Annotated in this window: 16 protein-coding genes; 7 read left to right on the forward strand and 9 right to left on the reverse strand. The window is 75.3% G+C overall.

The features are described from left to right. Nucleotides 1-96: 96 nt before the first annotated feature. Complete coding sequence (locus tag AB0910_RS16970; RefSeq protein ID WP_366745384.1) at nucleotides 97-2,175, reverse strand: DUF6350 family protein; 2,079 nt, start codon at nucleotides 2,173-2,175, stop codon at nucleotides 97-99. Between the two features lie 117 nt (nucleotides 2,176-2,292). On the opposite strand from AB0910_RS16970, the gene AB0910_RS16975 reads away from it, so the two are divergent. Then, entirely contained in the window at nucleotides 2,293-3,594 is a 1,302-nt protein-coding gene (locus AB0910_RS16975) for a helix-turn-helix domain-containing protein (protein ID WP_366745385.1), read from the forward strand. Between the two features lie 94 nt (nucleotides 3,595-3,688). Here AB0910_RS16975 and sucD read toward each other — a convergent pair whose 3' ends face one another. From sucD to AB0910_RS17000, 5 genes are all read right to left on the reverse strand, one after another. After that, nucleotides 3,689-4,606 (reverse strand): succinate--CoA ligase subunit alpha, encoded by a 918-nt coding sequence (sucD, locus tag AB0910_RS16980; RefSeq protein ID WP_366745386.1) that lies wholly within the window; start codon nucleotides 4,604-4,606, stop codon nucleotides 3,689-3,691. A 25-nt stretch (nucleotides 4,607-4,631) separates the two neighbouring features. After that, nucleotides 4,632-5,807 carry an ADP-forming succinate--CoA ligase subunit beta gene (gene sucC / locus AB0910_RS16985; RefSeq protein ID WP_366745387.1) on the reverse strand — a complete coding sequence of 392 codons (1,176 nt, stop codon included), beginning with the start codon at nucleotides 5,805-5,807 and terminating at the stop codon, nucleotides 4,632-4,634. A gap of 297 nt (nucleotides 5,808-6,104) precedes the next feature. Beyond that, nucleotides 6,105-7,238, reverse strand: a complete 1,134-nt coding sequence (locus AB0910_RS16990) for a VWA domain-containing protein (protein ID WP_366745456.1) — start codon at nucleotides 7,236-7,238, stop codon at nucleotides 6,105-6,107. A 161-nt stretch (nucleotides 7,239-7,399) separates the two neighbouring features. Further along, nucleotides 7,400-9,961, reverse strand: a complete 2,562-nt coding sequence (locus AB0910_RS16995; protein ID WP_366745388.1) for a DUF5682 family protein — start codon at nucleotides 9,959-9,961, stop codon at nucleotides 7,400-7,402. Next, on the reverse strand, nucleotides 9,958-11,190 hold the full coding sequence (locus AB0910_RS17000; RefSeq protein ID WP_366745389.1) for an AAA family ATPase: 1,233 nt from the start codon (nucleotides 11,188-11,190) through the stop codon (nucleotides 9,958-9,960). Before AB0910_RS17000 ends, AB0910_RS16995 begins: the two co-directional genes overlap by 4 nt. A 129-nt stretch (nucleotides 11,191-11,319) precedes the next feature. Here AB0910_RS17000 and AB0910_RS17005 point away from each other — a divergent pair, with 129 nt between their 5' ends. Both AB0910_RS17005 and AB0910_RS17010 read left to right on the forward strand, forming a co-directional pair. Next, nucleotides 11,320-12,720, forward strand: a complete 1,401-nt coding sequence (locus AB0910_RS17005; protein ID WP_366745390.1) for an SWIM zinc finger family protein — start codon at nucleotides 11,320-11,322, stop codon at nucleotides 12,718-12,720. A gap of 149 nt (nucleotides 12,721-12,869) precedes the next feature. After that, a complete protein-coding gene (locus AB0910_RS17010; protein WP_366745391.1) occupies nucleotides 12,870-14,714 on the forward strand; it encodes a DUF5691 domain-containing protein in 1,845 nt (614 codons plus the stop codon). A gap of 89 nt (nucleotides 14,715-14,803) precedes the next feature. Here AB0910_RS17010 and AB0910_RS17015 read toward each other — a convergent pair whose 3' ends face one another. After that, nucleotides 14,804-15,217, reverse strand: coding sequence for a cobalamin B12-binding domain-containing protein (locus AB0910_RS17015; RefSeq protein WP_366745392.1), 414 nt, complete (start codon nucleotides 15,215-15,217; stop codon nucleotides 14,804-14,806). A gap of 262 nt (nucleotides 15,218-15,479) precedes the next feature. On the opposite strand from AB0910_RS17015, the gene AB0910_RS17020 reads away from it, so the two are divergent. Then, a complete protein-coding gene (locus AB0910_RS17020; RefSeq protein WP_366745393.1) occupies nucleotides 15,480-16,889 on the forward strand; it encodes a M23 family metallopeptidase in 1,410 nt (469 codons plus the stop codon). Between the two features lie 77 nt (nucleotides 16,890-16,966). On the opposite strand, the gene AB0910_RS17025 is transcribed toward AB0910_RS17020, so the two are convergent. Next, nucleotides 16,967-19,564, reverse strand: coding sequence for an ATP-dependent DNA helicase (locus AB0910_RS17025; protein WP_366745394.1), 2,598 nt, complete (start codon nucleotides 19,562-19,564; stop codon nucleotides 16,967-16,969). A gap of 294 nt (nucleotides 19,565-19,858) precedes the next feature. Here AB0910_RS17025 and AB0910_RS17030 point away from each other — a divergent pair, with 294 nt between their 5' ends. The 3 genes from AB0910_RS17030 to AB0910_RS17040 all read left to right on the forward strand — a co-directional run bounded on the left by AB0910_RS17030 (nucleotide 19,859) and on the right by AB0910_RS17040 (nucleotide 22,840). Continuing rightward, nucleotides 19,859-21,025, forward strand: a complete 1,167-nt coding sequence (locus AB0910_RS17030) for a C40 family peptidase (RefSeq protein WP_366745395.1) — start codon at nucleotides 19,859-19,861, stop codon at nucleotides 21,023-21,025. Nucleotides 21,026-21,224: 199 nt separating this feature from the next. Beyond that, nucleotides 21,225-22,310 (forward strand): NlpC/P60 family protein, encoded by a 1,086-nt coding sequence (locus AB0910_RS17035; RefSeq protein ID WP_366745396.1) that lies wholly within the window; start codon nucleotides 21,225-21,227, stop codon nucleotides 22,308-22,310. Between the two features lie 134 nt (nucleotides 22,311-22,444). Then, nucleotides 22,445-22,840, forward strand: coding sequence for a hypothetical protein (locus tag AB0910_RS17040; RefSeq protein ID WP_366745397.1), 396 nt, complete (start codon nucleotides 22,445-22,447; stop codon nucleotides 22,838-22,840). 34 nt (nucleotides 22,841-22,874) lie between these two features. Here the strand turns inward: AB0910_RS17040 and AB0910_RS17045 are convergent, their stop codons facing one another. After that, nucleotides 22,875-23,951, reverse strand: coding sequence for a glycoside hydrolase family 172 protein (locus tag AB0910_RS17045; RefSeq protein ID WP_366745398.1), 1,077 nt, complete (start codon nucleotides 23,949-23,951; stop codon nucleotides 22,875-22,877). Nucleotides 23,952-24,013 lie beyond the last annotated feature (62 nt).

Raw genomic sequence — 24,013 nt, forward strand, 5'->3', positions numbered from 1 at the left:
GCGCGAGGGGTGTCGGCGGGGCCGCACGATCCGTCGGCCCCGCCCCCGCGCCGCCGGGAACGGTGCCGTCAGCCGTCAGCCGTCAGCCGTCAGCCGTCAGCCGTCAGCCGCCGACCCGTCCCCGCCCGGTTCCGGTTCCGGTTTCTGCTCCCCTCTCGGTTCCGCTCCCGGTTCCGGTTCTGCTTCCGCCTCTGCTCCCTGACCCGGTTTCGGGTCGGTTTCCCGCCGCGCTCCCTCCGGCGCCTCCGCCGCGTGCGGCGCCTCCGCGGTCCTCGCGGTCCCCGCGACCTTCACGCCGGGCTTGCGCGCCTGCTCGGCCGCCGGTGTGGCGCCCTCGGCGTCGTCCGGCGCCGCGGCCCCCGGCTGCGCCGGCGCCGGCGCCCGGGGCGCCGGGTCGGCCGGGAAGTCGGCCATCAGTCCGCCGGAGACCTCCTTGAGCCCCGCCCAGCGGGCCTCGCGGGCGCCACGCTCGTGCCAGGACTGCGCCGACAGGAAGTCGTACGCCTCGGCGTCGGTTTCGGCCCCGGCGTCCGAGGCCGTACGGGGCGCCCTGCGCCACCAGGTGGAGGGGCGCGACCAGCGGCGCGCGCGGGCGGCCTCGCCCTCGGCGCCGCCCGCCTCGGCGGCAGCCGCGGTCTTCCCTGCCGCGAGGTCCGCGGCGGCGTTCCCCCCGGCCGACCGCCCGGGCTCCGCTCCGGTTTCTGTTCCGGTTTCCTCCTCGGCCTCCTGGCGGCCGATGAGGCGGCGTACGAGCCTGGACCACGGGCCGCCCGCTCCGCCCGGCCCGGCCTCGGCGTCCGCCGCGGCGGCCGTACCCGCGCCGATGGGGGCGGCAGGGGCCGCCGCGGGGACGGGGACCGCCGCGGGCTCCTCGTACGCGGGGGCTGCGCCGCTCCCCCGCAGCCGCCAGGCGCGCACGGCGAGCGCGAACGGCACGCCGACCGCGGCGGTCCACACCAGGGCCGCGGCGCCCGCCGCCCACCAGACGGGCCCGAAGGCGGCGAGGTTTCCGGTGCCGAGCGGGCCGCCCGCGTACGCGGCGAGCAGCGCCGTCGTGCCGCCGGCCACCGCGGCGCCGAGCGCGGCGGCCAGCGCGGTGCGGCCCGCGCCCCACGCCTCATCGGGGTCGACGAACGCGGGCGCGGCCCTGCGCAGCGTGAACCACCCGGCGGTGAGGCCCGCGGCGGCGGGGACGGCGAGCGCCGACCAGTGCGGCCAGCCGCCCGCGCCCTGCGGGACCGCGGCGAGCAGCGGGAAGGACGGCAGCCCCGGGTCGCCGTGGGCGGCGAGCGGGGTCACCGTCGCGGAGGTGCTGAGGGCGAAGCCGGGGCCGAGGCCGTACGCGGCGCCCCAGACCGCGGCGTTGGGGACGAGCGCGAGCCCGAGCAGCAGCACGGCGAACCGGCCCGACCACACGAAGGACAGCCGCAGGAACGAATCCTCGGCCGTCTGGCCGTGCCGGACCAGGGAGGCGGCGACGAGCAGCGCGCCCCCGCCGAGCAGGACAGCGGCCGAGGCGAGCCCCGCGCGCACCGCGAGCGCCGCGAGGCGGCGGGCCGCAGGGGACCACAGCGTGCGGGCGGCCCGGGCGCGGGCCGCCGCGGGCAGCGGCAGCGGCACGGCAGGGCGGCCGGAACCCGTCCAGGCGCCCGCACCGGTCGCCGCGAAGGTGAAGAGGGGCAGCACGACGGCTGCACGCAGCGGCGACGCGGTGAACGCGCCGCCCTGCGCGTACGCCACAGCCCCCGCGGCCACCAGCAGATAGCCGCCGCCGACGGTGGCGACGGCGCCGAGCGCGGTGAGCTGCGGGCGGCCCTCCTGGGGTTCGAGCGCGTCGCGGGCCGCCCGGTACCCGAGATACGCGGGCAGCGCGGTGAGCAGCAGCGGCACCACCCCGACGGGCGCTGGCGCCCCGGACAGCGTCCCCGGCCGTACGAGGTCGACGCCGTGTGCGAGCAGCCACAGCGCGACGGCCACATGGAGCGCGCCGCCCGCCCCGCTGTCCGGGTAGGGCGAGCTGATCCACAGCGCCATGACCAGCACGGCGAGCGCGCCGAGGCCGAGGCATGCGGCGATGGCGCCGCGCAGGAAGGACGCGGTGAGCGCGGCGGCCCTGCCGCGCTCCAGGGCAGACGCGGACGACAACAGCTCTCCGCGTTCGGTCACTTGGGTCACGCCCGCCATGCTGCACGCGACACGCACTTTAAGCACGTAACAGGCGGATGCTCGACATGTCGATCATTATTCGGTTATGTGCTTTTCTGACCGGCCCCTTGCTGCGGAGACTCCCCGATGACGCAGAGCGCCACCCGAAGCACCCCGCGCCCCGCCCCGGCGGCACCGCCGCCGCCTCCGCCTCCGCCACCCACGGAGCGCAGGAGGCTGCGCGAGGCGAAGGCGATGACCGTGAAGCAGCTCGCGTCGGCGGTGGGCGTCACCCAGTCGACGGTGCGGGGGTGGGAGACCGGCCGCACCGAGCCCCGTGGCCGCAGGGGCGGGCAGTACCTGGCCCTGCTCGCCCGCTACGCCGTGGAGGTCGCGGCCGCCGAGGCGGCGGAGGACGCGGCGGAGGAGGCGCGGCGGGCCGCCGCCCGGCCGGAGCCCGCCGAACGCGCACGGGCCGCGACGCCCACGGATGACGGCCGGCCCGGTGACGCTGACGGGCCGTCCCGTACCGCTGACGTGCCGTCCGGTGCCGCCGTCCGTGCGGTCGTCGGGCCCGGCGGGCGGCGGATCGTCGTGCTCACCCGACCGCTGCCCGGGGGCGCGGGCGCGCTCCACCGAACGCCCGAGCAGGCGTTCGACGCGCTGTACGGCTTCGTCGCGCCGGGGCTCGTACGCCAGGCGTACCTGCTGACGGGGCATCGGGGGCTGGCGCGCGAGGCGGTCGAGCGGGCGTTCCAGCTGGCCTGGCAGCGCTGGCCCGAGGTCGCGCGCGACCGGGACCCGGCCGGCTGGGTGCGGGCAGCGGCGCACGAGTACGCCCTCTCGCCGTGGCACTGCTTCCGGCTGGTGAGCGGGGTGCGCGCGGCCCGGCCGCGGCGGGGCGAGGCGTCGGCGCCGCAGGGGCGCGCGCTGCGCGACGCGCTGCTCGCACTGCCGCGCACGTACCGCCGCGCGCTGCTGCTCTACGACGGCCTCGGCCTCGACCTGCCCGACACCGCGGCCGAGGCGGAGGCGAGCACCCCGGCGACCGCGGGCCGGCTGCTGCACGCGCGCGAGGCGGTCGCGGCCCGGCTGCCCGAGCTGGCCGACCCCGCCCTGCTGCACGAGCGGCTCGACGGGCTGCTCGGCTCCGTGCCGGTGCCCGCGCCGCGCCCCGCGCGTGCGGTGCGCGGGGGCGGGGAGGCGCGGAGCAGGCTGTGGACGCACGCGGCGCTGGTGCTCACCGTGCTCGTGGCGAGCACGACGACCTTCACCGTGCTGACCGCGCCCCGCGCGTACCACCCGCCCGAGGCGCCGCCCGAGCGGGTGACGGGCGTGCCCGTGCCCGGCGGCCCCGAGCGGCTGACCGCGCAGGACGTGCGGCTGCGGAACGCGCTGCGCGCCGTGCCGCTGAACGGCCCCGAGCGGCTGCTGCCGCGGGCCTCCTAGCCACCGGCGGCCCGGCCCGGCGGGAAGCGCATGGCCCGGCTCCCCCGCCGAGGGGGAGCCGGGCCAGGGCGGCGGCGCGCGCCGCCGCGCGATGTCAGCCGGCGAGGAGGGCGCGGGCGAGCTCCGCGGTCTCGGTCGGGGTCTTGCCGACCTTCACACCGGCGGCCTCAAGGGCCTCCTTCTTCGCGGCTGCCGTGCCGGAGGAGCCGGAGACGATGGCGCCTGCGTGGCCCATCGTCTTGCCCTCGGGCGCGGTGAAGCCCGCGACGTAGCCGACGACCGGCTTGGTCACGTTGGCCTTGATGAAGTCGGCCGCGCGCTCCTCGGCGTCTCCGCCGATCTCGCCGATCATCACGATCAGGTCCGTCTCCGGGTCGGCCTCGAACGCCTTGAGGGCGTCGATGTGCGTGGTGCCGATGACCGGGTCGCCACCGATGCCGACGGCGGACGAGAAGCCGATGTCGCGCAGCTCGTACATCATCTGGTACGTCAGGGTGCCGGACTTCGACACGAGGCCGATGCGGCCCGGCTTGGTGATGTCGCCGGGGATGATGCCCGCGTTGGACTGGCCGGGCGTGATCAGGCCGGGGCAGTTGGGGCCGATGATGCGGGTCTTGTTGCCCTTGCTCGACGCGTACGCCCAGAAGGCGGCCGAGTCGTGCACGGCGATGCCCTCGGTGATGACGACGGCGAGGCCGATCTCGGCGTCGATCGCCTCGACGACGGCGGCCTTCGCGAAGGCCGGCGGCACGAAGACGACGGTCACGTCGGCGCCGGTCTGCTTCATCGCCTCGGCGACCGAGCCGAAGACGGGTACAGACGTGGGGGCACCGCCCTGGCCCTTAAGGCCTTGGGGGACGTCGAAGTCCACCGACGTGCCCGCCTTGCGCGGGTTGACGCCGCCGACGATGTTGGTGCCGTCGGCGAGCATGAGCTTGGTGTGCTTCATGCCGGTGGAGCCGGTCATGCCCTGGACGATGACCTTGCTTTCCTTGGTCAGGAAGATAGCCATGGTGTGGTTTTCCCTCGCCCTTTTCTTACTTGGCCGCGGCCAGCTCGGCGGCCTTGTCGGCCGCGCCGTCCATGGTGTCCACGCGCTGCACCAGCGGGTGGTTGGCGTCGGACAGGATCTTGCGACCCAGCTCCGCGTTGTTGCCGTCGAGGCGCACGACCAGCGGCTTGGTGACGTTCTCGCCCTTGGACTTCAGCAGCTCAAGGGCCTGCACGATGCCGTTGGCGACCTCGTCGCAGGCGGTGATGCCGCCGAAGACGTTGACGAACACGGACCTGACGTCCGGGTCGCCGAGGATGATCTCCAGGCCGTTCGCCATCACCTGGGCGGAGGCGCCGCCGCCGATGTCGAGGAAGTTGGCCGGCTTCACGCCGCCGTGCTTCTCACCGGCGTACGCGACGACGTCGAGCGTCGACATGACGAGGCCCGCGCCGTTGCCGATGATGCCGACCTGGCCTTCGAGCTTCACGTAGTTGAGGTTCTTCGCCTTGGCCGCGGCCTCCAGCGGGTTGGCCGCGGCCTTGTCCTCAAGGGCCTCGTGCTCCGGCTGGCGGAAGTCCGCGTTGTCGTCGAGAGAGACCTTGCCGTCCAGCGCGATGATCTTGCCGTCACCGGACTTGACCAGCGGGTTCACCTCGACCAGCAGGGCGTCTTCCTCGACGAAGACGGTCCACAGCTTCTGCAGGGCCTCGGCGATCTGGTCCGCGACCTCGGCCGGGAACCTCGCGGCCTCCACGATCTCGCGGGCCTTCTCGGGCGTGCAGCCCTCGTTGGCGTCGACGGGGATGCGGGCCAGCGCGTCGGGGTGCTCCTCGGCGACGACCTCGATCTCCATGCCGCCCTGGACGGACGCCATGGCGAGGAAGGTGCGGTTGGTGCGGTCGAGCAGGAAGGAGACGTAGTACTCCTCGGCGATGTCGGCGGTCTGCGCCAGCATCACCTTGTGGACCGTGTGGCCCTTGATGTCCATGCCCAGAATCTGGCCGGCCTTCTCGACGGCGTCCGCCGGGTCGGAGGCCAGCTTGACGCCGCCGGCCTTGCCGCGGCCGCCGACCTTGACCTGGGCCTTGACGACGGCCTTGCCGCCCAGGCGCTCGGTCACGTCGCGGGCCGCCTCAGGCGTGTCGATGACTTCACCGGCCAGCACCGGTACACCGTGCTTGGCGAAGAGGTCCCTCGCCTGGTACTCGAACAGGTCCACGCGTGTCCGTCCCTTGTCTCTTCTCGAAACCGCAGCCTGTGATCGCGGGTTGCGATGATCTGCTAGTGATCTGCGTGGGCGTGCCGCGAAGGGCAACGTGACTGCGCTGTCACTGAGGGAGGCGTACACGGGGTCCGGAACGCGGCATGTCCGCCTGGCAGGTTATCTCCGGGAACGTGCGCTCCCTAAATCACGGGTCACAGATGAGCGGTGATACCTGTCACAGAGCGCACAGGTGTCCGGGACGCGCCCGCGCCCGGCCGCACGGCGCGGTGCGGGCCCGCGCGCGGGCCGAGGTCAGCGGGGCGCTACGGCCGGGGTGTCGTCCGGCACCGGTATCGGGCGCTTCTCGATCGCCGCGGCCATGACCTCGGGGAACAGGTCGGGCGTGCAGGCGAAGGCGGGGGCGCCGAGCTGGGCGAGCGCGGCGGCGTGCTCCCGGTCGTAGGCGGGGGCGCCCTCGTCGGAGAGGGCGAGCAGCGCGACGAACTGCACGCCCGACGCCTTCATCTCGGCCACCCGCTTCAGCATCCCGTCGCGTATGCCCCCCTCGTACAGGTCGCTGATGAGGACGACCACGGTGTCGGCGGGGCGGGTGATACGGGCCTTGCAGTACGACAGGGCGCGGTTGATGTCCGTGCCGCCGCCGAGCTGCGTGCCGAACAGCACGTCGACCGGGTCGTCGAGCTGGTCGGTGAGGTCGACCACCGCGGTGTCGAAGACGACGAGGCGGGTGGCGAGGGAGCGCATGGAGGCGAGGACGGCGCCGAACACCGACGCGTAGACGACGGACGCGGCCATCGACCCCGACTGGTCGATGCAGAGGACGACCTCCTTCTTCACGGACTGGCCCGCCCTGCCGTAGCCGATCAGCCGCTCGGGCACGACGGTGCCGTACTCGGGCAGGTAGTTCTTGAGGTTGGCCCGGATCGTGCGGTCCCAGTCGATGTCGCGGTGGCGCGGCCTGCTGACGCGGGCCGAGCGGTCGAGCGCGCCGGTCAGGGTGGCCCTGGTGCGGGTGGCGAGGCGCTTCTCGATGTCCTCGACGACCTTGCGGACGACGGCGCGCGCGGTCTCCTTCGTGGTCTCCGGCATGGCCTTGTTGAGCGAGAGCAGCGTGCCGACGAGGTGCACGTCGGCCTCGACCGCTTCCAGCATCTCCGGTTCGAGCAGCAGCGCGGAGAGGCCGAGCCTGTCGATGGCGTCGCGCTGCATGACCTGCACGACCGAGCTGGGGAAGTACGTGCGGATGTCGCCCAGCCAGCGGGCGACGGAGGGCGCTGACGCGCCGAGCCCCGCGCTCCTGTTGCCGCGCGCGGGGCGTGCGCCGCCGCCCTCACCCCCGTAGAGGGCGGCGAGCGCACTGTCCATGGCGGCGTCGGCGCCGCTGAGCCCGCATCCGGTGCCGTCGGCGTCGCCACCGAGCACCATCCGCCACCGGCGCAGCCGCTCGTCCGGGTCGGCGGCGGCCGTGCCGGGCCCGGCCTGCGGGCCCGTGCCGACCGCCGACTGCGGGTCCGCGCCAGGGGCCGTGCCCGTGGTGGTCTCCGGGCCCCCGTGGCCGGCTGTCTCGGGGGCCGCTGCGGGGTCGCTCATCGGTTCTCCTGCGGGAGGGCGGGCCCCGCGAGTGCGGGGACGGGCACGGACGGGTCGCGGGTGTACGGGTACGGGCCGCCTGCGCCGGCCGGGGCGGGCCCCACCGGGTGCGGCGGCGCGCCCGGCGGTGTGCGGCCGAGCAGCAGCGCGACCAGCGGGACGACGGCGTCGGCGCGCGCCGCGTCCACGGCGCTCCCGAAGCCGGGCTCGGCCCCCGCGGCGGGCGCGGCGGCCGAGGGGCCGCGGCGCACCTGCTCGCCGAGGGTCCTGCGCACACCCGGCTCGTACGCGGAGAAGGTGCGGCGCAGCAGCGGCAGCACGTCGGTGAACGCGGTGGCGGGCACGGCGGTCAGCCAGGCGTCGACCAGGCCGAGCAGCCGGTCGTCGTGGACGAGGAGCATGCCGCCTCCCGAGGTGCCGCCGACGAAGCCCTCGATCCACGCGGCCGCGTCCCCCGGCGGGGTGCCGGGCGAGAGGGCGAGGCCCATCAGGCGGGCCGCCTCGTCCGCGGGGAGGCGGCCGTCGTCCAGCAGGAGGCGGGTGGCGCGGCCACGGACCACGCCCGCGAAGGTGTCGCGGCCCGCGAGCTTCTCCAGCACGGCGGCCCAGCGGCCCGGCAGGTCGCCGCCTGGGCCCGCGGGCAGCAGGCCGATCGCGGTGTGCACCGCGTCGACATGGCGGCGCATGGCCTCCGCGCCGTCGGCGTCCAGGCCCGCGCAGGCGGGCGGCAGGCCGACGCAGACCCGCTCGGCGAGCGCGGTCGCCACCTCGCCGAGCGCGGCGGTGTCGGTGCCGCGCACGTCCCCGTAGCGCAGGGAGCGGGCGAGCGCGGGCAGCGCCTGCGCGAGGTGCGCGACGTCCGCGTCGAGCGCGGCGCGGTCCGCGAGCGCCCGCATGACGACGGGCAGCGCGTCGGGCAGGGCGGCGAGCAGGCACTGCTCGGCGAGCGCGGTGACGTCGGCGAGCGCGGTCGCCGACACGGCGGCGGACTCGGCGCGCGCGGTCGCCGCCGCGCGCACCGTCGTGCCCCAGATCCCGGCCTCGGCGACGCGCACGGACAGCTCGGGCTCCCAGCGCAGCCGCCAGCTCTCGCGAAACGTACCGGAGTTGGCGCGGCCCGCGGCGGGCTCGCCCCAGCCGACGCCGAGGAGGCGCAGCCGGTGCAGCAGGGTCGAGCGCGCGGTGTCGGTGTCCTTGCGCAGGTCGAGGTCGAGCTCGCGCTCCAGCGCCTCCGGCTTGAGCCGCAGCGTGCGCTGCTGCCTGGTCAGGTCGCGCTGGAGCGGCACCGCGGGCGCGGCCTCGGGCACCTCGCCGAGTTCGTCGCCGACGATCAGCCGGTCGGTGACGAGCGCGAGCGGCACGTCGGAGCCCTCGCACATGACGGCGCGGACCGCGTCGACCGTCTCGGTGAGCCCGGCGAGCGGGCGGCCGCGCATCACCGCGAGCGCCTGCGCGAGCCGCACGGCCTCGATGACGTGCGCGGACGAGACCGTCCTGTCCTCCTCGCGCAGCAGCCCCGCGACCTTGGTGAGCCAGCGCTCGACGGGGCGGTCGGGCGCCGCGAAGAGGTGCCCGTACCAGCCGGGGGACTCGATGCCCGCGCCGTAGCCGCTGTGCCGGGCGAGCCTGCGGTGGGTCCACGGCACCCACGTCAGCTCGGCCTTGACCTTGGGCAGGCCCTTGAGCAGGGCGCGGTCGGCGGTGGCCGTGGTCTTCGCGCGCAGCGCGGGCACGTGCCACGCGCCGCAGACGACGGCGACGCCGCTGCCGTCCCCGAAGTCGCCGAACTCCTTGCGGGCGGCGCGCAAGGCGATGCGCATGTGCGCCTCGCGGACGAGGTCGCGGCGGTGCCCGCCGTCGCCGAACCGCTCGCGCAGCGCGGCCATCGCGTCGGCGACGGCCTCGAACGGCGCGAACGGGTCCGCGGCGGCCGTGTCCCCGCCGCGGTGCTCGACGGCGTCCTCCCACCAGCGCTCGGGGTCGTCGTACCCCGCGGCCTCGGCGAGGACGCCGATGGGGTCGACGCGCACGTCGGCCGCGGAGGGCCCGGCGGCGGTGCCGGAGTCAGGGTCGGTGTCGGTATCGGTGTCGGGGTCGGGGTCGGGGTCGGGGTCGGTGTCGGGGTCAGGCCCAGGTCCGTCGTCCGGTTCTTCGACGCCCTCTGGTTCTGCGGCTTCTTCCGCTGCCAGGGCGAGCGAGTGGGCCGCCGGCAGGTCGATGAAGCGTACGGGCACGCTGTGGCGCACCGCCCAGCGCAGGGCGACCCACTCCGGCGAGAACGCGGCGAGCGGCCAGAACGCGGCACGCCCGGGGTCGTCCACCGCGTGCGCGAGGAGTGCGACCGGGGGCCGCATCGCCGGGTCGCCCGCGAGCGCCGCCAGGGCATCTCCCTCGGGCGGGCCCTCGATCAGGACGGCGCCCGGCCGGGCCGCGTCGAGCGCGGCGGCCACGCCGCGCGCCGAGCCGGGGCCGTGGTGGCGCACGCCGAGGAGCAGCGGACCGCGCGCGGGCGGCGCCGCGCCGTGCGGTACGGGGGTCTGCGCGGCGGGCGTGCTCACGCGGTCACCTCGCGGCAGGCGCGGTAGAAGTCCTTCCAGCCGTCGCGCTCGCGTACGACCGTCTCCACGTACTCCTGCCAGATGACGCGGTCGGCCGCCGGGTCACGGACGACGGCGCCGAGGATGCCGGCGGCGACGTCGCCAGGGCGCAGCACGCCGTCGCCGAAGTGCGTGGCCAGCGCGAGCCCGTTGGTGACGACGGAGATGGCCTCGGCCGTGGAGAGCGTGCCCGAGGGGGACTTGAGCTTGGTGCGGCCGTCCGCGGTGACGCCGTCGCGCAGTTCGCGGAAGACGGTGACGACGCGCCGGATCTCGCTCATGCCGTCCGACTCGACGGGCAGCCCGAGCGAGCGGCCGATCTGGTCGACACGCCGGGAGACGATGTCGACCTCGGCCTCCGGGGTGGCGGGCAGCGGCAGCACCACGGTGTTGAACCGCCTGCGCAGCGCGCTCGACAGGTCGTTGACCCCGCGGTCGCGGTCGTTGGCCGTCGCGATCACGTTGAACCCGCCGACCGCCTGGACCTCCTCGCCCAGTTCGGGCACGGGCAGGGTCTTCTCCGAGAGGATCGTGATCAGCGAGTCCTGCACGTCGGCCGGGATGCGCGTCAGCTCCTCCACGCGTGCCGTGCGCCCCTCCGCCATCGCGCGCATCACGGGGCTCGGCACCAGCGCGGCGCGGCTCGGTCCGTGCGCGAGGAGCTGCGCGTAGTTCCACCCGTAGCGGATGGCCTCCTCCGGCGTGCCCGCCGTGCCCTGCACGAGCAGGGTCGAGTCGCCGCTCACGGCGGCGGCCAGGTGCTCGGAGACCCAGGTCTTCGCCGTGCCCGGCACACCGAGCAGCAGGAGCGCGCGGTCGGTGGCGAGGGTGGTGACGGCGACCTCGACGATGCGCCGCGGGCCGATGTACTTGGGGGTGATCACCGTGCCGTCGGGGAGGGAGCCACCGAGCAGGTAGAGCGAGACGGCCCACGGCGAGAGGCGCCAGCGCTCGGGGCGCGGCCTGTCGTCGTGGGCGGCGAGCGCGGCGAGCTCGGCCGCGAACGCGTCCTCCGCGTGCGGGCGCAGCACCTTCGCCGCCGGCTGCTCTGCGTTCTCCAAATTCTCCTGGTGCCCCGGGTTCTTCAGGTTCTCCTGGTTTCCCGAGGTCCCCTGGGTCCCCTGGGTCCCCTGGGTTTCCCGGGTTTCCTGGGTTTCCCGGTTCTCCTGCCGCGTGTGGGACACGGTCATGGCTTCCCCCTCCAGATCGTTCGGCCCGCTGTGGTCACCACCGTGCACCACCCCACTGACAATCACTCGTATGCGCAGGTCAGGTGCTGTGAACGGCCGGTTGTCAGTGGCCCGGCCTACGGTCGTGGCATGACTGATCTGGGGGTGCGCTGGACGGCGGAGCAGGTGCTCGCGCTGGCTCCTGACGACGCGTCGCGCAGGGCCGGGAGCAAGCTCGGCGCCGCGGGACCGTGGTCGGAGACGGGGGCGGGCACCGCGCAGGCGCCGGGCGCCGTGTGGGGGTTGTGCAGGGGCAGCGGCAGCAAGCCGTATCAGACGGTGGTGGACACGGCGGGGCCCGCGTACAAGTGCAGTTGCCCGAGCCGGAAGTTCCCGTGCAAGCACGCGTTGGGGCTGCTGCTGCTCTGGGCCTCGGGCGGCGGCGGTGTCGCGGCGGGCGGCGAGCCGCCCGCGTGGGCGCAGGAGTGGCTCGCGGGGCGCAGAAAGCGTGCCGAGCGCGCGGAGGAGGGCGGCGGCGCGGGCGCGGGGGCCGCGAAGGCCGCGGATCCTGCGGCCGCGCGCCGCCGCGCCGAGCGCAGGGCTGCGCGTGTCACCGCGGGCGTGGGCGAGTTGGAGCAGCGCCTCGCCGACCTGCTGCGGGGCGGGCTCGCCGCGGCCGGCTCCGGGGCGCGCGCCGGCGGGCCCGGGCCCTGGGAGGAGACCGCGGCCCGCATGGTCGACGCGCAGGCGCCCGGACTCGCGGCCCGCGCACGCGAGTTGGGGGCGATACCCGGCTCTGGCGCCGGCTGGCCCGGCAGGCTGCTCGAAGAGGCGTCCCTGCTGCATCTGCTGGACCGGGCCTGGCTGGGCCTCGACGCGCTGCCCGGGCCGCTGGCCGCGACGGTCCGTACGCGGGTCGGGCTGCCGTCCGCGCCCGGGGAGGGCGCTGAGGTGCGGGACAGGTGGTCGGTGCTCGCGCAGTACGACAGCTCGGACGGCAAGGTGACGACGCGCCGCATCTGGCTGCGCGGCGCCGGGTCGGGGCGGTGGGCGCTCCTGCTGTCCTTCGGGGCGGGCGGGCGCGCGCCCGAGCTCGCTCTGCCGGTGGGTCTCGCGATCGACGCGCTGCTCGCGCCGCACTCCGGTTCGGGGCAGCTGCGGGCGGGCCTGGTGGAGCGGTTCGGGACGCCGGTGCCGTTCGGCGCTCCCCCGCCCGGCGGCCCGGTGGCCGCGGCCGCCGATGCGTACGGGCGCGCGCTGCTCGCCGATCCCTGGCTGGAGTCCTGGCCCGTGGTGCTGACGGATGTGGTGCTGCTGCCGCCGGAGCCGGAGATGAGGGGGGAAGGGCACGTGGCGTGGCGCCTGCGCGACGCGGCGGACGACGCCGCGCTGCCCCTGACCTCGCACGCCGAGCGGCGGCCCGGCCTGTGGAAGCTGCTCGCCGCCGCGGGCGGCCGTCCCGCGACGGTCTTCGGCGAGTGCGGCCACCGCGGCTTCGAACCGCTGGCGGTCTGGTCGGAAGACGCTGACGGGACGGTGGCCCTGACATGAGCACCGGTACGGGCACGAGCGCCGGTGCGCGGCATACGACCGGGGCGCCGGGCGGCGCCGGTGGGCCGGACGCCGCGGGGACCGACGGCAGAGCGGCAGGCACCGGAGCGGCGAGCGTCAGGACGAATGGCATGGAGGGGGACGGGGCGATGGCGGCACACGGAGACACGGACAGCGGCCCGAACGGCAGCACGCCCGGAGGCACGGACGGCGGCGCGAAGGGAAGCACGAACGGCAGCGCGGTCGGCGGCGTCAACAGAGCCACGGGCAGCAGCGCGAACGGCGACGCGGACCACGGTCCGAACGGCAGCGCGAACGGCGGCGCGGACAGCGGCGCGGACAGCGGCACCGACGGCAGCGCGGTCGGCGGCGCGGGGCGGGAGGCGCGGTGGGAGGAGCTGGTGACCTCGGCGCTGCTGGGGACGGACCGGCGGACGCCGCCCGTGTCCGCCGCGGGGGCCGAGGCGCCCGATGCACTGCTCGACGCGGCGGCGCTCGCGACGGTGCGGCGGCGGGCCGGGCTGCTGCCGTCCGCCGCGGCGGGCGAGGGGCCTGCGCCCGCGCCGCGCGACGGGCGGCGGCCGCTGCCGGGAGCGGCCGCGCAGCGGCTGGCGACGCTGCTCGCCGGCCGCGCGTCGGGCGGCTCGGGGTCGGGGCGCAGGGGCGCGGCGCCCGACCTCGCGGAGCTGCTGCCGCAGTGGCTCGCCGCTGCCAACGCCCACGGATACGGGCCGCCTGCCCCGCTGCTGCCCGCCCTGCTCGACGCGGCGCGTGCGCGCACGGACCTGCGCCCGCAGGCGCTGGCGTTCGCGGGCCCGCGCGGCCTGTGGCTCGCGCGGTTCAACACGGAGTGGAGGTTCGCCCTGCGCGGCGGCGCGGGCAGCGCGGCCCTGCCCGATCTCGCGGACCGGGGCGCGGTGCAGCGGCTGTGGGAGGAGGGCCTGTTCGCCGAGCGGGTCGCGCTCCTCGCGGCGCTGCGCGCCCGGGACCCGGCGGGCGCGCGCGAGCTGCTCCTGTCGACGTGGCCGTCGGAGCGCGCCGAGGACCGGCTGATGTTCCTCGACACGCTGCGTACGGGCCTCTCGGACGACGACGAGCCCTTCCTCGACGAGTCGCTCGGCGACCGCAGCAGCAACGTCCGCTCGGCCGCGGCCGAGCTGCTCTCCGGGCTGCCGCGCTCGGCGCTCGCGCAGCGGATGGCGCGGCGCGCGGTGGCGTGCGTCGCGCTCGACCGGTCGTGGCGCCCGTCGATCCAGGTGGAGGCGCCGTACGAGTGCGACGCCGGCATGCGGCGCGACGGGGTGGTCCCGGTCCCTCCCGCGGGCCGCGGCGAGCGGTCGTGGTGGCTCGGCCAGCTGGTGGAGGCGGCGCCGCTCGACGTGTGGTCCGCGCGGCTCGGGGGCCGTACCCCGGCGAAGGCCGTGGCGCTTCCGGTGGCCGACGACTGGCGGCAGGACCTGCACGCCGCGTGGTGCAGGGCGGCGATACGCCAGCGCGACCCCGCGTGGGCGCGTGCGCTGCTCGACGGCGCGCCCCCGTCCGACAGGTCGCGGCTGCTCGCCGTCCTGCCGGAGGAGGAGCGGGCCGCCACCGTCGCGTCGTTCATCGCGAAAGACGGCCTCTCCGAGGCGTTCCAGCTGCTCGGGGTGTGCGCGGTGCCGTGGTCGGGGCCGCTGGGCGGCGCGGTGGTCGACGCGCTCGACATCGCGCGCGACGCGGGCAGCTACCCGTGGAGCTTCAGCGGGGTGATGGGCCTCGCGGAGCGCTGCCTCCACCCGCGCGAGGCGGACCGGCTCGAACTGCTGACGGCCCCGCAGAAGGAGACCGAGGACACGTCGCCCGGCGCGGGCGGCTACTGGTCGGAGGCGTTCCGCCGCCTCGTCGCCACGCTCCGCCTGCGGGCCGAGATGTACGCCGAACTGTCGGCCGAACTGCCGTACGGGGACGGCGCGTTGACCAACCCCCCGGAAGGGGCCGCGCCCGGCGCCCGGTGACCCCCGCCGCGGTGCAGGCCCTCAGGGCCGCGGTCTCGGAGCGCGGGCCCTCGCGCCCGGCGCCGCACGGCGGGGCGCCCGCCGGGGCGTCACGCGCCTGCGGACTCGCGGACGTTGGCGTTGACCCACTGCACGATGGACGTGGTGGTGGCGCCGGGGGTGAAGATCTCCGCGACGCCGCGCTCCTTGAGCGGCGGGATGTCGGCCTCCGGGATGATCCCGCCGCCGAAGACCTTGATGTCCGCGGCGTCGCGCTCCTTCAGCAGGTCGATGACCTTCGCGAACAGCGTGTTGTGGGCGCCGGAGAGGATCGAGAGGCCGATGGCGTCCGCGTCCTCCTGGATCGCGGTGTCGACGATCTGCTCGGGCGTCTGGTGCAGCCCCGTGTAGATGACCTCCATGCCCGCGTCGCGCAGGGCACGCGCGATGACCTTCGCCCCGCGGTCGTGGCCGTCGAGGCCCGGTTTCGCGACCACCACGCGGATCGGCCCGCTCTCACCCATCACTGCCTCCACTCACACACGACCACGACGGACCAAGTGAACGAACGTTATCCACAGCATCGCGCACCCTGCCACGAGGCGGTGCGCGGGATGGGCCAAATCACACACCGCGATTCGAACGCCGTCGCGACCCGTCGTTCCGCCACGCCCGGAAGAGAGCCGATTGCCCCTGTCCACGGCGGCCAAACCTTGCAGAAGATTGTGAGCGCCGCATACCGCCGGGTACAGTCGCGGCCACTGCTGTCGAGGCGAGAGGAAGTTGGTGGACGACCAGCACCCCCGAGCAGGCGTCGCCGACTACGGGACCGACCCTCTCTTCGGCGCCCTCCCGGACGGCTACGACACCCGGCAGCACGGCGGCGGGCAGTACACCGAGGATCAGGCGCACGCGTACGACCAGGCGCCTGCGTACCCGTACGCCCCCGACTACGCGCCCGACCCGTACGCGCAGCAGTACGGCGGCCTGCCGTACACCTACGGGTACGCCACCGTCCCCGGCGGCTGGGAGGGGCAGCACGCCTACGCGTACGACGCGGCGGGCGCGACCGCCACCCTCCCGCACCAGCAGGCCCAAGCCCCGCAGACACAGCAGCAGACGCAGGCGTACGGCAGCTGCGCCGAGCACCCCGGCTACGAGCCCACCATGCAGTGGACCGTCCCTGACCAGGTCGTCGCGGAGCACGAGCCGGCGCCGCCCGCCGCCCCGTACGACGCGGGCTGGTACGCCTCCCAGGACACCCTGGTGGCCCCGCTGGTCCCCCCGGCCCCCGAGCCCGCCCCCGAGCCGGTGGATCCGGAACCCGTGGCGGCCGTGGATCCCGAGCCCGAGGGGCCCGGCGCACCCGACGCGCCCGCGGCGTCCGACGCGGCAGGGACGCCGCCCGCGCCCAGGCCCGGCGGCAGGAGCGCCGCACGCGCTGCGGGGGCGCGCAGCCGCCGCCGCGCGCCCGCGAAACGCTCCGCGCTGCTGACCATCGCCGTGCCCTCCGCGTGCGTGATGGGCGCGGCGGGGATCGCCGCCGCCTCGGTCACCGCGTCGGGCGGCGGTGACGACGCGCAGGACGGCCTGGCCACCGCGGCGGCCGCCGACCCCGCTTCCGTGCGGCCCGTCGCGGCCAACGACAAGATGGACACGCAGCTGGCCGCGCTCAGCGCCGACGCCCGCGACTTCGGGGGCCGCGCGAGCCGCACGCAGGAGCGCATCGACCTCAAGGCGCGCCAGGCCGCGGAGAAGAAGAAGCGGGAGGAGGAGGCGGCCCGCAAGGAGGCCGCGCGCCCCAAGTACCTGCTCCCCGTCAAACAGCGCGGCCTGAGCGCCTACTTCGGGCAGGCGGGCGTCAACTGGATGTCCGTGCACACCGGCATCGACTTCCCTGTGATGACGGGGACGCCGGTGATGGCCGCAACCGACGGCACCGTGCGCACGCAGTGGAACAGCAGTTACGGCAACATGGTGATCGTGACCGCGCCGGACGGCACCGAGACGTGGTACTGCCACCTCAGCAGCGCCCGGGTGCGGTCGGGTTCTGTGAAGGCCGGGGACGTCATCGCGTACTCGGGCAACACCGGCAACACCACGGGGCCGCACCTGCACTTCGAGGTGCGGCCGGGCGGCGGCGCGGCGATCGACCCGCTGCCGTGGCTGCGCGGCCACGGCCTCGACCCGACCTGAGCTGCACGCGGCCCGTACCCGCCCCGCCCCCACGCGGGAGACCGGGCGCGTCCCGAGGACGCGCCCCGCCTCGGCGCTCAGAGCTTCTCGACCGGCGCGTACCGCAGCAGCAGCCGCTTCGGCTTGGCTTCGCCGAAGTCGATCTCGGCCTGGGCCTCGGAGCCCGAGCCCGTCACCGCGACGACCGTGCCGAGGCCGAACTTGTCGTGCGTGACCCGGTCGCCGACTTCGAGGGCGATCACCGGGCGGTCCGTGATCTGCCCCTTCTGGCGGGAGCGGGTGCCGCCCCTGCCGCCGGAGAGCGGCGAGAACGCGCCACCCGACGACGGGGACGAGGACGACACCGGGCCCGCGGGGATCTGCGCACCCGTGCGCTTCCAGTCCAGGTGCTGCCCCGGGATCTCTTCGAGGAAGCGCGACGGCGGGTTGTACGAGGGCTGGCCCCAGGCGCTGCGCATCGAGGAGCGGGTCAGGTAGAGCCGCTCGCGGGCGCGGGTGATGCCGACGTACGCGAGGCGCCGCTCCTCCTCCAGCTCCTTGGTCTCGCCGAGGGCCCGCATGTGCGGGAAGACCCCGTCCTCCATGCCGGTCAGGAAGACGACGGGGAATTCGAGGCCCTTGGCCGTGTGTAGGGTCATCAGCGTGATGACGCCTGAACCGTCCTCGTCCTCGTCGGGGATCTGGTCGGAGTCCGCGACCAGCGCGACCTGTTCGAGGAACTCGGCAAGCGTGCCGCCGCCGGCCGCACCGCCGCCCGCGGGGGCGGCCGCCGCTGCCGGGGCCTCAGCGCCCTCGCCCGGAGCCGCCGCGCCCTCTCCCCCGGGGGCCGCGCCCTCGCCGCCCTCGCCGCCCGGGGCAGCGGTCGCCGTCTCGCCCCCCGCCTGCTCCCGCGCCTGCTCGAACTCCAGCGCCACGGCGGCGAGTTCCTGGAGGTTCTCGATGCGGGTCTCGTCCTGCGGGTCCGTCGAGGACTGCAACTCGGCGAGGTAGCCGGTCCTTTCGAGGATGGCTTCGAGGACCGTCGCCGGTCCCGCGCCACCCTCGACGACCGTGCGCAGCTCCTCCATCAGGGTGTTGAACCGCTTGACCGCGTTGGCCGAGCGCGCGGCCATGCCGTACGCCTCGTCGACCCGGGCGAGCGCCTGCGGGAAGGTGATGCGCTCGCGCTGCGCCAGCGCGTCGATCATCGCCTCGGCGCGCTCGCCGATGCCGCGCTTGGGCACGTTGAGGATGCGGCGCAGCGGCACGCTGTCCTCGGGGTTCGCCAGCACGCGCAGGTACGCGAGGACGTCGCGCACCTCCTTGCGCTCGTAGAACCGCACGCCGCCCACCACCCGGTAGGGCAGGCCGACGCGGATGAAGATCTCCTCGAAGACGCGGGACTGCGCGTTGGTCCGGTAGAAGACGGCGACGTCGCCCGCCTTCGCCTCCCCCGCGTCGATCAGCCGGTCGACCTCGTCGGCGACGAACTGGGCCTCGTCGTGCTCGGTGTCCGCGACATAGCCCGTGATCTGCGCGCCCGCGCCCGCGTTGGTCCAGAGGTTCTTCGGGCGGCGGCTCGCGTTGCGCTCGATGACCGCGTTGGCCGCGCTGAGGATGGTCTGCGTGGAGCGGTAGTTCTGCTCCAGCAGGATCGTCGTCGCGTCCGGGTAGTCCTCCTCGAACTGGAGGATGTTGCGGATCGTGGCGCCGCGGAACGCGTAGATCGACTGGTCCGCGTCGCCGACGACGCACAGCTCGGCCGGGTCGTGCGCCTCGCCGGTGGACTCGTCGGCACCGGAGGGGCCGACCAGCTCCCGTACGAGGGTGTACTGGGCGATGTTCGTGTCCTGGTACTCGTCGACCAGGACGTGCCGGAAGCGGCGCCTGTAGTGCTCGGCGACGTCGGGGAACGCCTGGAAGAGGTGGACCGCGGTCATGATGATGTCGTCGAAGTCCAGGGCGTTGGCCTCGCGCAGCCGCGCCTGGTACATCCGGTACGCCTCGGCGAGCGTCTTCTCGAAATTGTCGGCGGCCTGGTCGGCGAAGGTCTCCTCGTCGATGAGCTCGTTCTTGAGGTTGGAGACCTTGGCGGAGAACGACTTGGGCGGGTACCGCTTCGGGTCGAGCTCCAGGTCGCGGCAGACCAGCGCCATGAGCCGCTTCGAGTCGGCGGCGTCGTAGATCGAGAACGACGACGTGAAGCCGAGCTTCTTGGACTCGCGGCGCAGGATGCGCACGCACGCGCTGTGGAACGTCATCACCCACATGGCGCCGGCGCGCGGGCCGACGAGCTGCTCGACGCGCTCCTTCATCTCGCCCGCGGCCTTGTTGGTGAAGGTGATGGCCAGTATCTGGCCGGGGTGCACGTTGCGCGTGGCCAGCAGGTGGGCGATGCGGTGCGTGAGCACGCGCGTCTTGCCCGAGCCCGCGCCCGCGACGATGAGCAGCGGCGAGCCCGTGTGCACGACGGCGGCGCGCTGCTCGTCGTTGAGCCCTTCGAGCAGCGCCGCGGGGTCCACGACGGTGCGCGGGGCACCGTCGCGGTGGTACGCATCCCTGGCCGCGGGCACGTGGAACGCTCCCTCGAAGAGGTCGTCGGGCACCTGCTCGGGAGCGGTGTCCTCGGGCGGCGGAGGCTCCTCGCCTGGGGGCTGGAGGTCCGCAAGGAAATTGTCGTCAAAGAGGCTGCTCATCGCTCCCCGAGTCTAGGCCGTCCCTGCGACAGCCCGCGGGGAGTCGCCCGCACCGGCCGCGGGAGCGGTCGGACCCGCCTCGGGGCGTGCGACCCAGGTCACGGAAAAGTCTCGGGAATGTATCGGACCAATCGCGCATCGTCCTTCCCAGCGGGGTCGGGGTTGGCTAGCGTGCTCGTTCGAACGGCCGCCCCACCCGCCCCTGGCGCCCCACAGGCGTCCGCGGGGCCGCCGACCGCCGCCCCCGCAGAACGGCGCGCCGCCGCCGGAAGCGCCCGGAAGGAGATGCCCGCCATGGCATCGCACCGCAAGCCGCACAGCAGCGGCCTCGTCCGCGCAGGGTCCCCCGCCGTGGGGCTCACCACGGCCGCGCTCGCGTCCGCCGCGCTGCTCGGCACCGCCTCAGGGACCGCGACGGCGGCGCCGACCGCGCCGGGGGCCTCGATCGAGGAGGTGCAGAAGCGGGTGGACGACCTGTACCGCGAGGCGGGGGCGGCGACGGAGGACTACGACCGGGCGAAGGAGTCCACCGGCAGGCAGCGGAGGGCGCTGGACGGCCTGCTCGACGACATCGCGCGGCGCACCGACCGGATGAACGAGTCCAGACGGACACTCGGCCTGTACGCGGCGGCGCAGTACCGGCAGGGCGCGGTCACCCCGACGGCCGCGCTGATCTTCGCCGACAGCCCGCAGTCGTACTTCGACGAGACGCATCTGATGGGCCGGCTCAGCGACCGGCAGAACGGCGTGCTCGCCGACTTCCGCAGCCAGCAGGCCGCGGCGGCGAAGAAGCGCACGCGGGCGACGGAGCAGCTGAGGTCGCTGACGGCGTCCCAGGCGAAGCTGCGGGCGAGCAAGGCGCAGATCCAGCAGAAGCTCGGGGACGCGCGGGCCCTGCTCTCGCGCCTGACCGCGCAGGAGAAGGCGCGGCTGGCGGCGCTGCAGAGGCAGAAGGAGGCGGCGGCCCGCAAGAAGGCGCAGGCCAAGGCCGCGCAGGAGGCGCGGGACCGCGCCGAGGCCAGGCGGCAGCAGGCGGCGCGGCAGTCCGCGCAGCAGCCGCCGGCCGGCACGGGCACGGGCGGCGGTACGGGCACGGCCGCGCCACCCTCCGCCACGAAGGCCGGGAAGGCGCTCGCCTTCGCGCGGGCGCAGATCGGCAAGCCGTACGTGTGGGGCGCGACGGGCCCCAGTTCGTACGACTGCTCGGGCCTGACGCAGGCGGCCTGGCGCGCGGCGGGCGTGGACCTGCCCCGTACGACGTACGACCAGGTCGACGCGGGCACCCGGGTCTCCACGGACGACCTGGCCCCTGGCGACCTGGTGTTCTTCTACTCCGACATCAGCCACGTCGGGATGTACATCGGCGGCGGCATGATGATCCACGCGCCGCACCCCGGCGCGGACGTGCGCGAGGAGTCGATCTACTCGATGCCGATCTACGGCGCGGTGCGCCCGGCCTGACGCGCCCGCGGCCCAGCCCCCGCCCGCGTGGCCGGATCATCCGACCAACGCCTCCGGACGATCACTCCTCCCCCGCACCCGGGCACCATCGGTCACAGAGCGGCCATGCGGCACCACGGAAGCGCCAGCGGCTCTCAGGTCACGCCAGTTCCGTTCTTCCCGATGCCGTTCCGTGACCTGGCGGCCTAGCGTCCTCTCCATGTCGACGCACCGAAAACGCGCGAAGCGCCCGCGGCCCTTCACCCTCTCCGGCTTCGCCGGGGCCGTGCTCCAGGGGCCCACGGGCCGCACCGCGACCGCCGCGACCCTGGCGCTCGCGGGCGCCGCGGCCGCCGCCGCGTCCACCGCCCCCGCGCAGGCGGAGCCGAGCCGGACGCCCGCGCAGGTGAAGGCCGAGGTCGACGGCTTGTACCGGCAGGCGGAGACGGCGACTCAGAAGTACGACGGCGCGAAGGAGAAGGCGGACAGGGCGCGTTCGTCGCTCGACTCGCTGCGTGACGAGGCGGCCCGCACCCAGGGCCGGCTCAACTCGGCGCGCGACGCGCTCGGTTCGGTCGTGACCGCGCAGTACCGCGCGGGCGGCCTCGACCCTTCGATGCAGCTCGCGCTCTCGCCCGACCCCGACACGTTCCTGGAGAACGCGTCGGCGGCGCAGCGCGCGGGGACGCGCAACGCGAAGGCGGTCGAGCGCGTCCGCACGGAACTCACCCAGCTCGGGCGGCTGCGCACCGCGGCCGACAGCAGGCTCGCCACGCTCACCGCGCAGCAGAAGCAGCTCGCGCGCCACAAGAGCGAGATCCACGACAAGCTCACCACCGCGCGGCAGCTGCTCGACCGGCTGAGCGCGCCCGAGCGCACCGCGGTCCAGGCGGGCACCGGGGCCGCCGCCGGTGTGCAGCGCACCGCCGCCGTGCCGCGCCAGGCGGCCGCCCCCGACGCGCGGGCCGCGGCCGCCGTCGCCTTCGCGTACCGCGCGCTCGGCAAGCCGTACGTCTGGGGCGCGACCGGCCCGAACGCCTTCGACTGCTCCGGCCTGACGCAGGCCGCCTGGCGGGCGGCGGGCGTGTCGCTGCCGCGCACCACCTACACCCAGATCGGCGCGGGCCGCCGCGTCGCGAAGTCCCAGCTGGCCCCCGGCGACCTGGTGTTCTTCTACTCCGGGATCAGCCACGTCGGGATGTACGTCGGCGGCGGCAAGATGATCCACGCCCCGCACCCGGGCGCGCCGGTGCAGGTGGCGCCGGTCGACGAGATGCCGTTCGCGGGTGCCACCCGTCCGGCGTAGCCCGGGGGGCCGGTGCCGGGCGCCCGGGTCAGGATGGGCGCGGACACGCCGTCCGCGCACCGGCCACCCGCCGGCGGGCGGCGCGTGCGAGCATCCGCACACGCACAGGGGGCCGGCCAGAAGGGACGACCGCCGTGAGACGAGTCACCGCCGTGCGCGCCGCGGGAGCCTGCCTGGCCGCAGGCTCCCTCCTCCTGCTGGCCCCGGTGACCCCCGCCCCGCGCGGCTGCGGCGACCTCGCGTCCGGCCGCCTGTGCATCGAGGGCCCGATCGGCGGCGCCGGGGGCTTCACCACCCGGTACGTACAGTACGACGGGCGCCCCGAGACCCGCGTACGCCTCGGCTACCAGCGCAGGGACCACCGCCTCACGGCCTTCACCGACTGGTTCGGCACCACCGCCACCCGCCACGGCCGCGCCCAGCTCTCCGGCCACCTGGCCACGGCCCCCGACGAGTGCATCCGCGGCATCCTCACCGACGCCACAGGCCACACCCACGCCACCCCCTGGCGCTGCGCCCCGACGGCCTGACGCGACGGTTTCCCGGGCCGGCGGGCGGCGTGGGTCAGCGTGGCCGCCGCCCCGGGGCGGTGGGGAGTGGGGGGAAGGGGGTGTGGGGGGCGGTCTGGTACCAGTAGGCGGTGGTGCAGATGTCGTCGCTGCGTTCGAAGAGGCCGTGGTCCCAGGCGCCGATCTGCTGGAGGGTGACGCGCAGACGCTCGGTGAAGACGACCGGGTCGGGGAGGTGCCAGCGGTAGAGGCCGTGCGTGGGGGGCATGGCGACGGCGAAGGGGGACGCCTTCGTGGTGTCGGTGTGGGCGCTGTGCGGGTAGCCGAAGTACGGGGCGCTGAACGGGATCGGCTGCGGCTCCGGGGTGTGCGCCAGCGCGTTCTGGAAGGCCCACGCGCCGCCCGCGTAGTCTTCGAGGCCCGTGCTGCACAGGGTCGGGTGCTCCTCGTCCGCGTCGACGAAGAACTTCACCTCGCCCTCGCCCCACCAGTAGCGTTCGAGCGCGGTGAGGGCGATGTACGTGCCGACGTAGTGGCCGCCGCCCCGTACGCCGTCGAGGATGGTGTGGTCCGTGCCGGGCTCGCCGCCGCCGCGGGTGCGGCGCCACTGGGCGTGGAACGTGGCGAGGTCGGCGGGGAGTTCGTCCCCGACCGTGTAGTCGACCTGGAAGAACACGTGCTCCAGGTCGCCCGGGTGCTGGCTCTCCAGGGTGAGGCGCGCGCCCTCGCGGAACGGCATCGGGAAGTAGCAGTTCATGCCGCCGGTCGGCGCGACGGTGATCGGCAGGGAGGTGACCTGGGCCCGCGTGCCGAAGCCGTTGCAGAAGAAGTCGCCGAGCGGCACCTCGACCGCCGGATTGGGGTCGCCGTCCCAGTGGGCCCGCAGCACCAGGTCGCGCAGGACGAAGGGGCCAGCGGGCGTGGAGTCGGCGACGGTGATCCAGAGGTGCCTGATCACGCCGGGGCCCTCGATCTCGGCGAGCGTCAGGGTCTCGCCCGCGGGCAGCGGCAGGTACGCGCGCCCCTTGCGTCCTGGGCCGAGCGGCGACGCCTCCCGCGCCGCGGCGCCCGGGGCGCCGGTCGGGTTCTCTGCGTTGATCGACCGGCTGCGCACCGCGGTCGGGGCGGACATCAGACGGTTCCAGGAGACGTACACGGGGCTCGCTTTCGTGATGCGGGTGGTGCGTGGGCGCG

Source organism: Streptomyces sp. NPDC047002 (genome assembly GCF_040704505.1).
Lineage (GTDB): Bacteria > Actinomycetota > Actinomycetes > Streptomycetales > Streptomycetaceae > Streptomyces.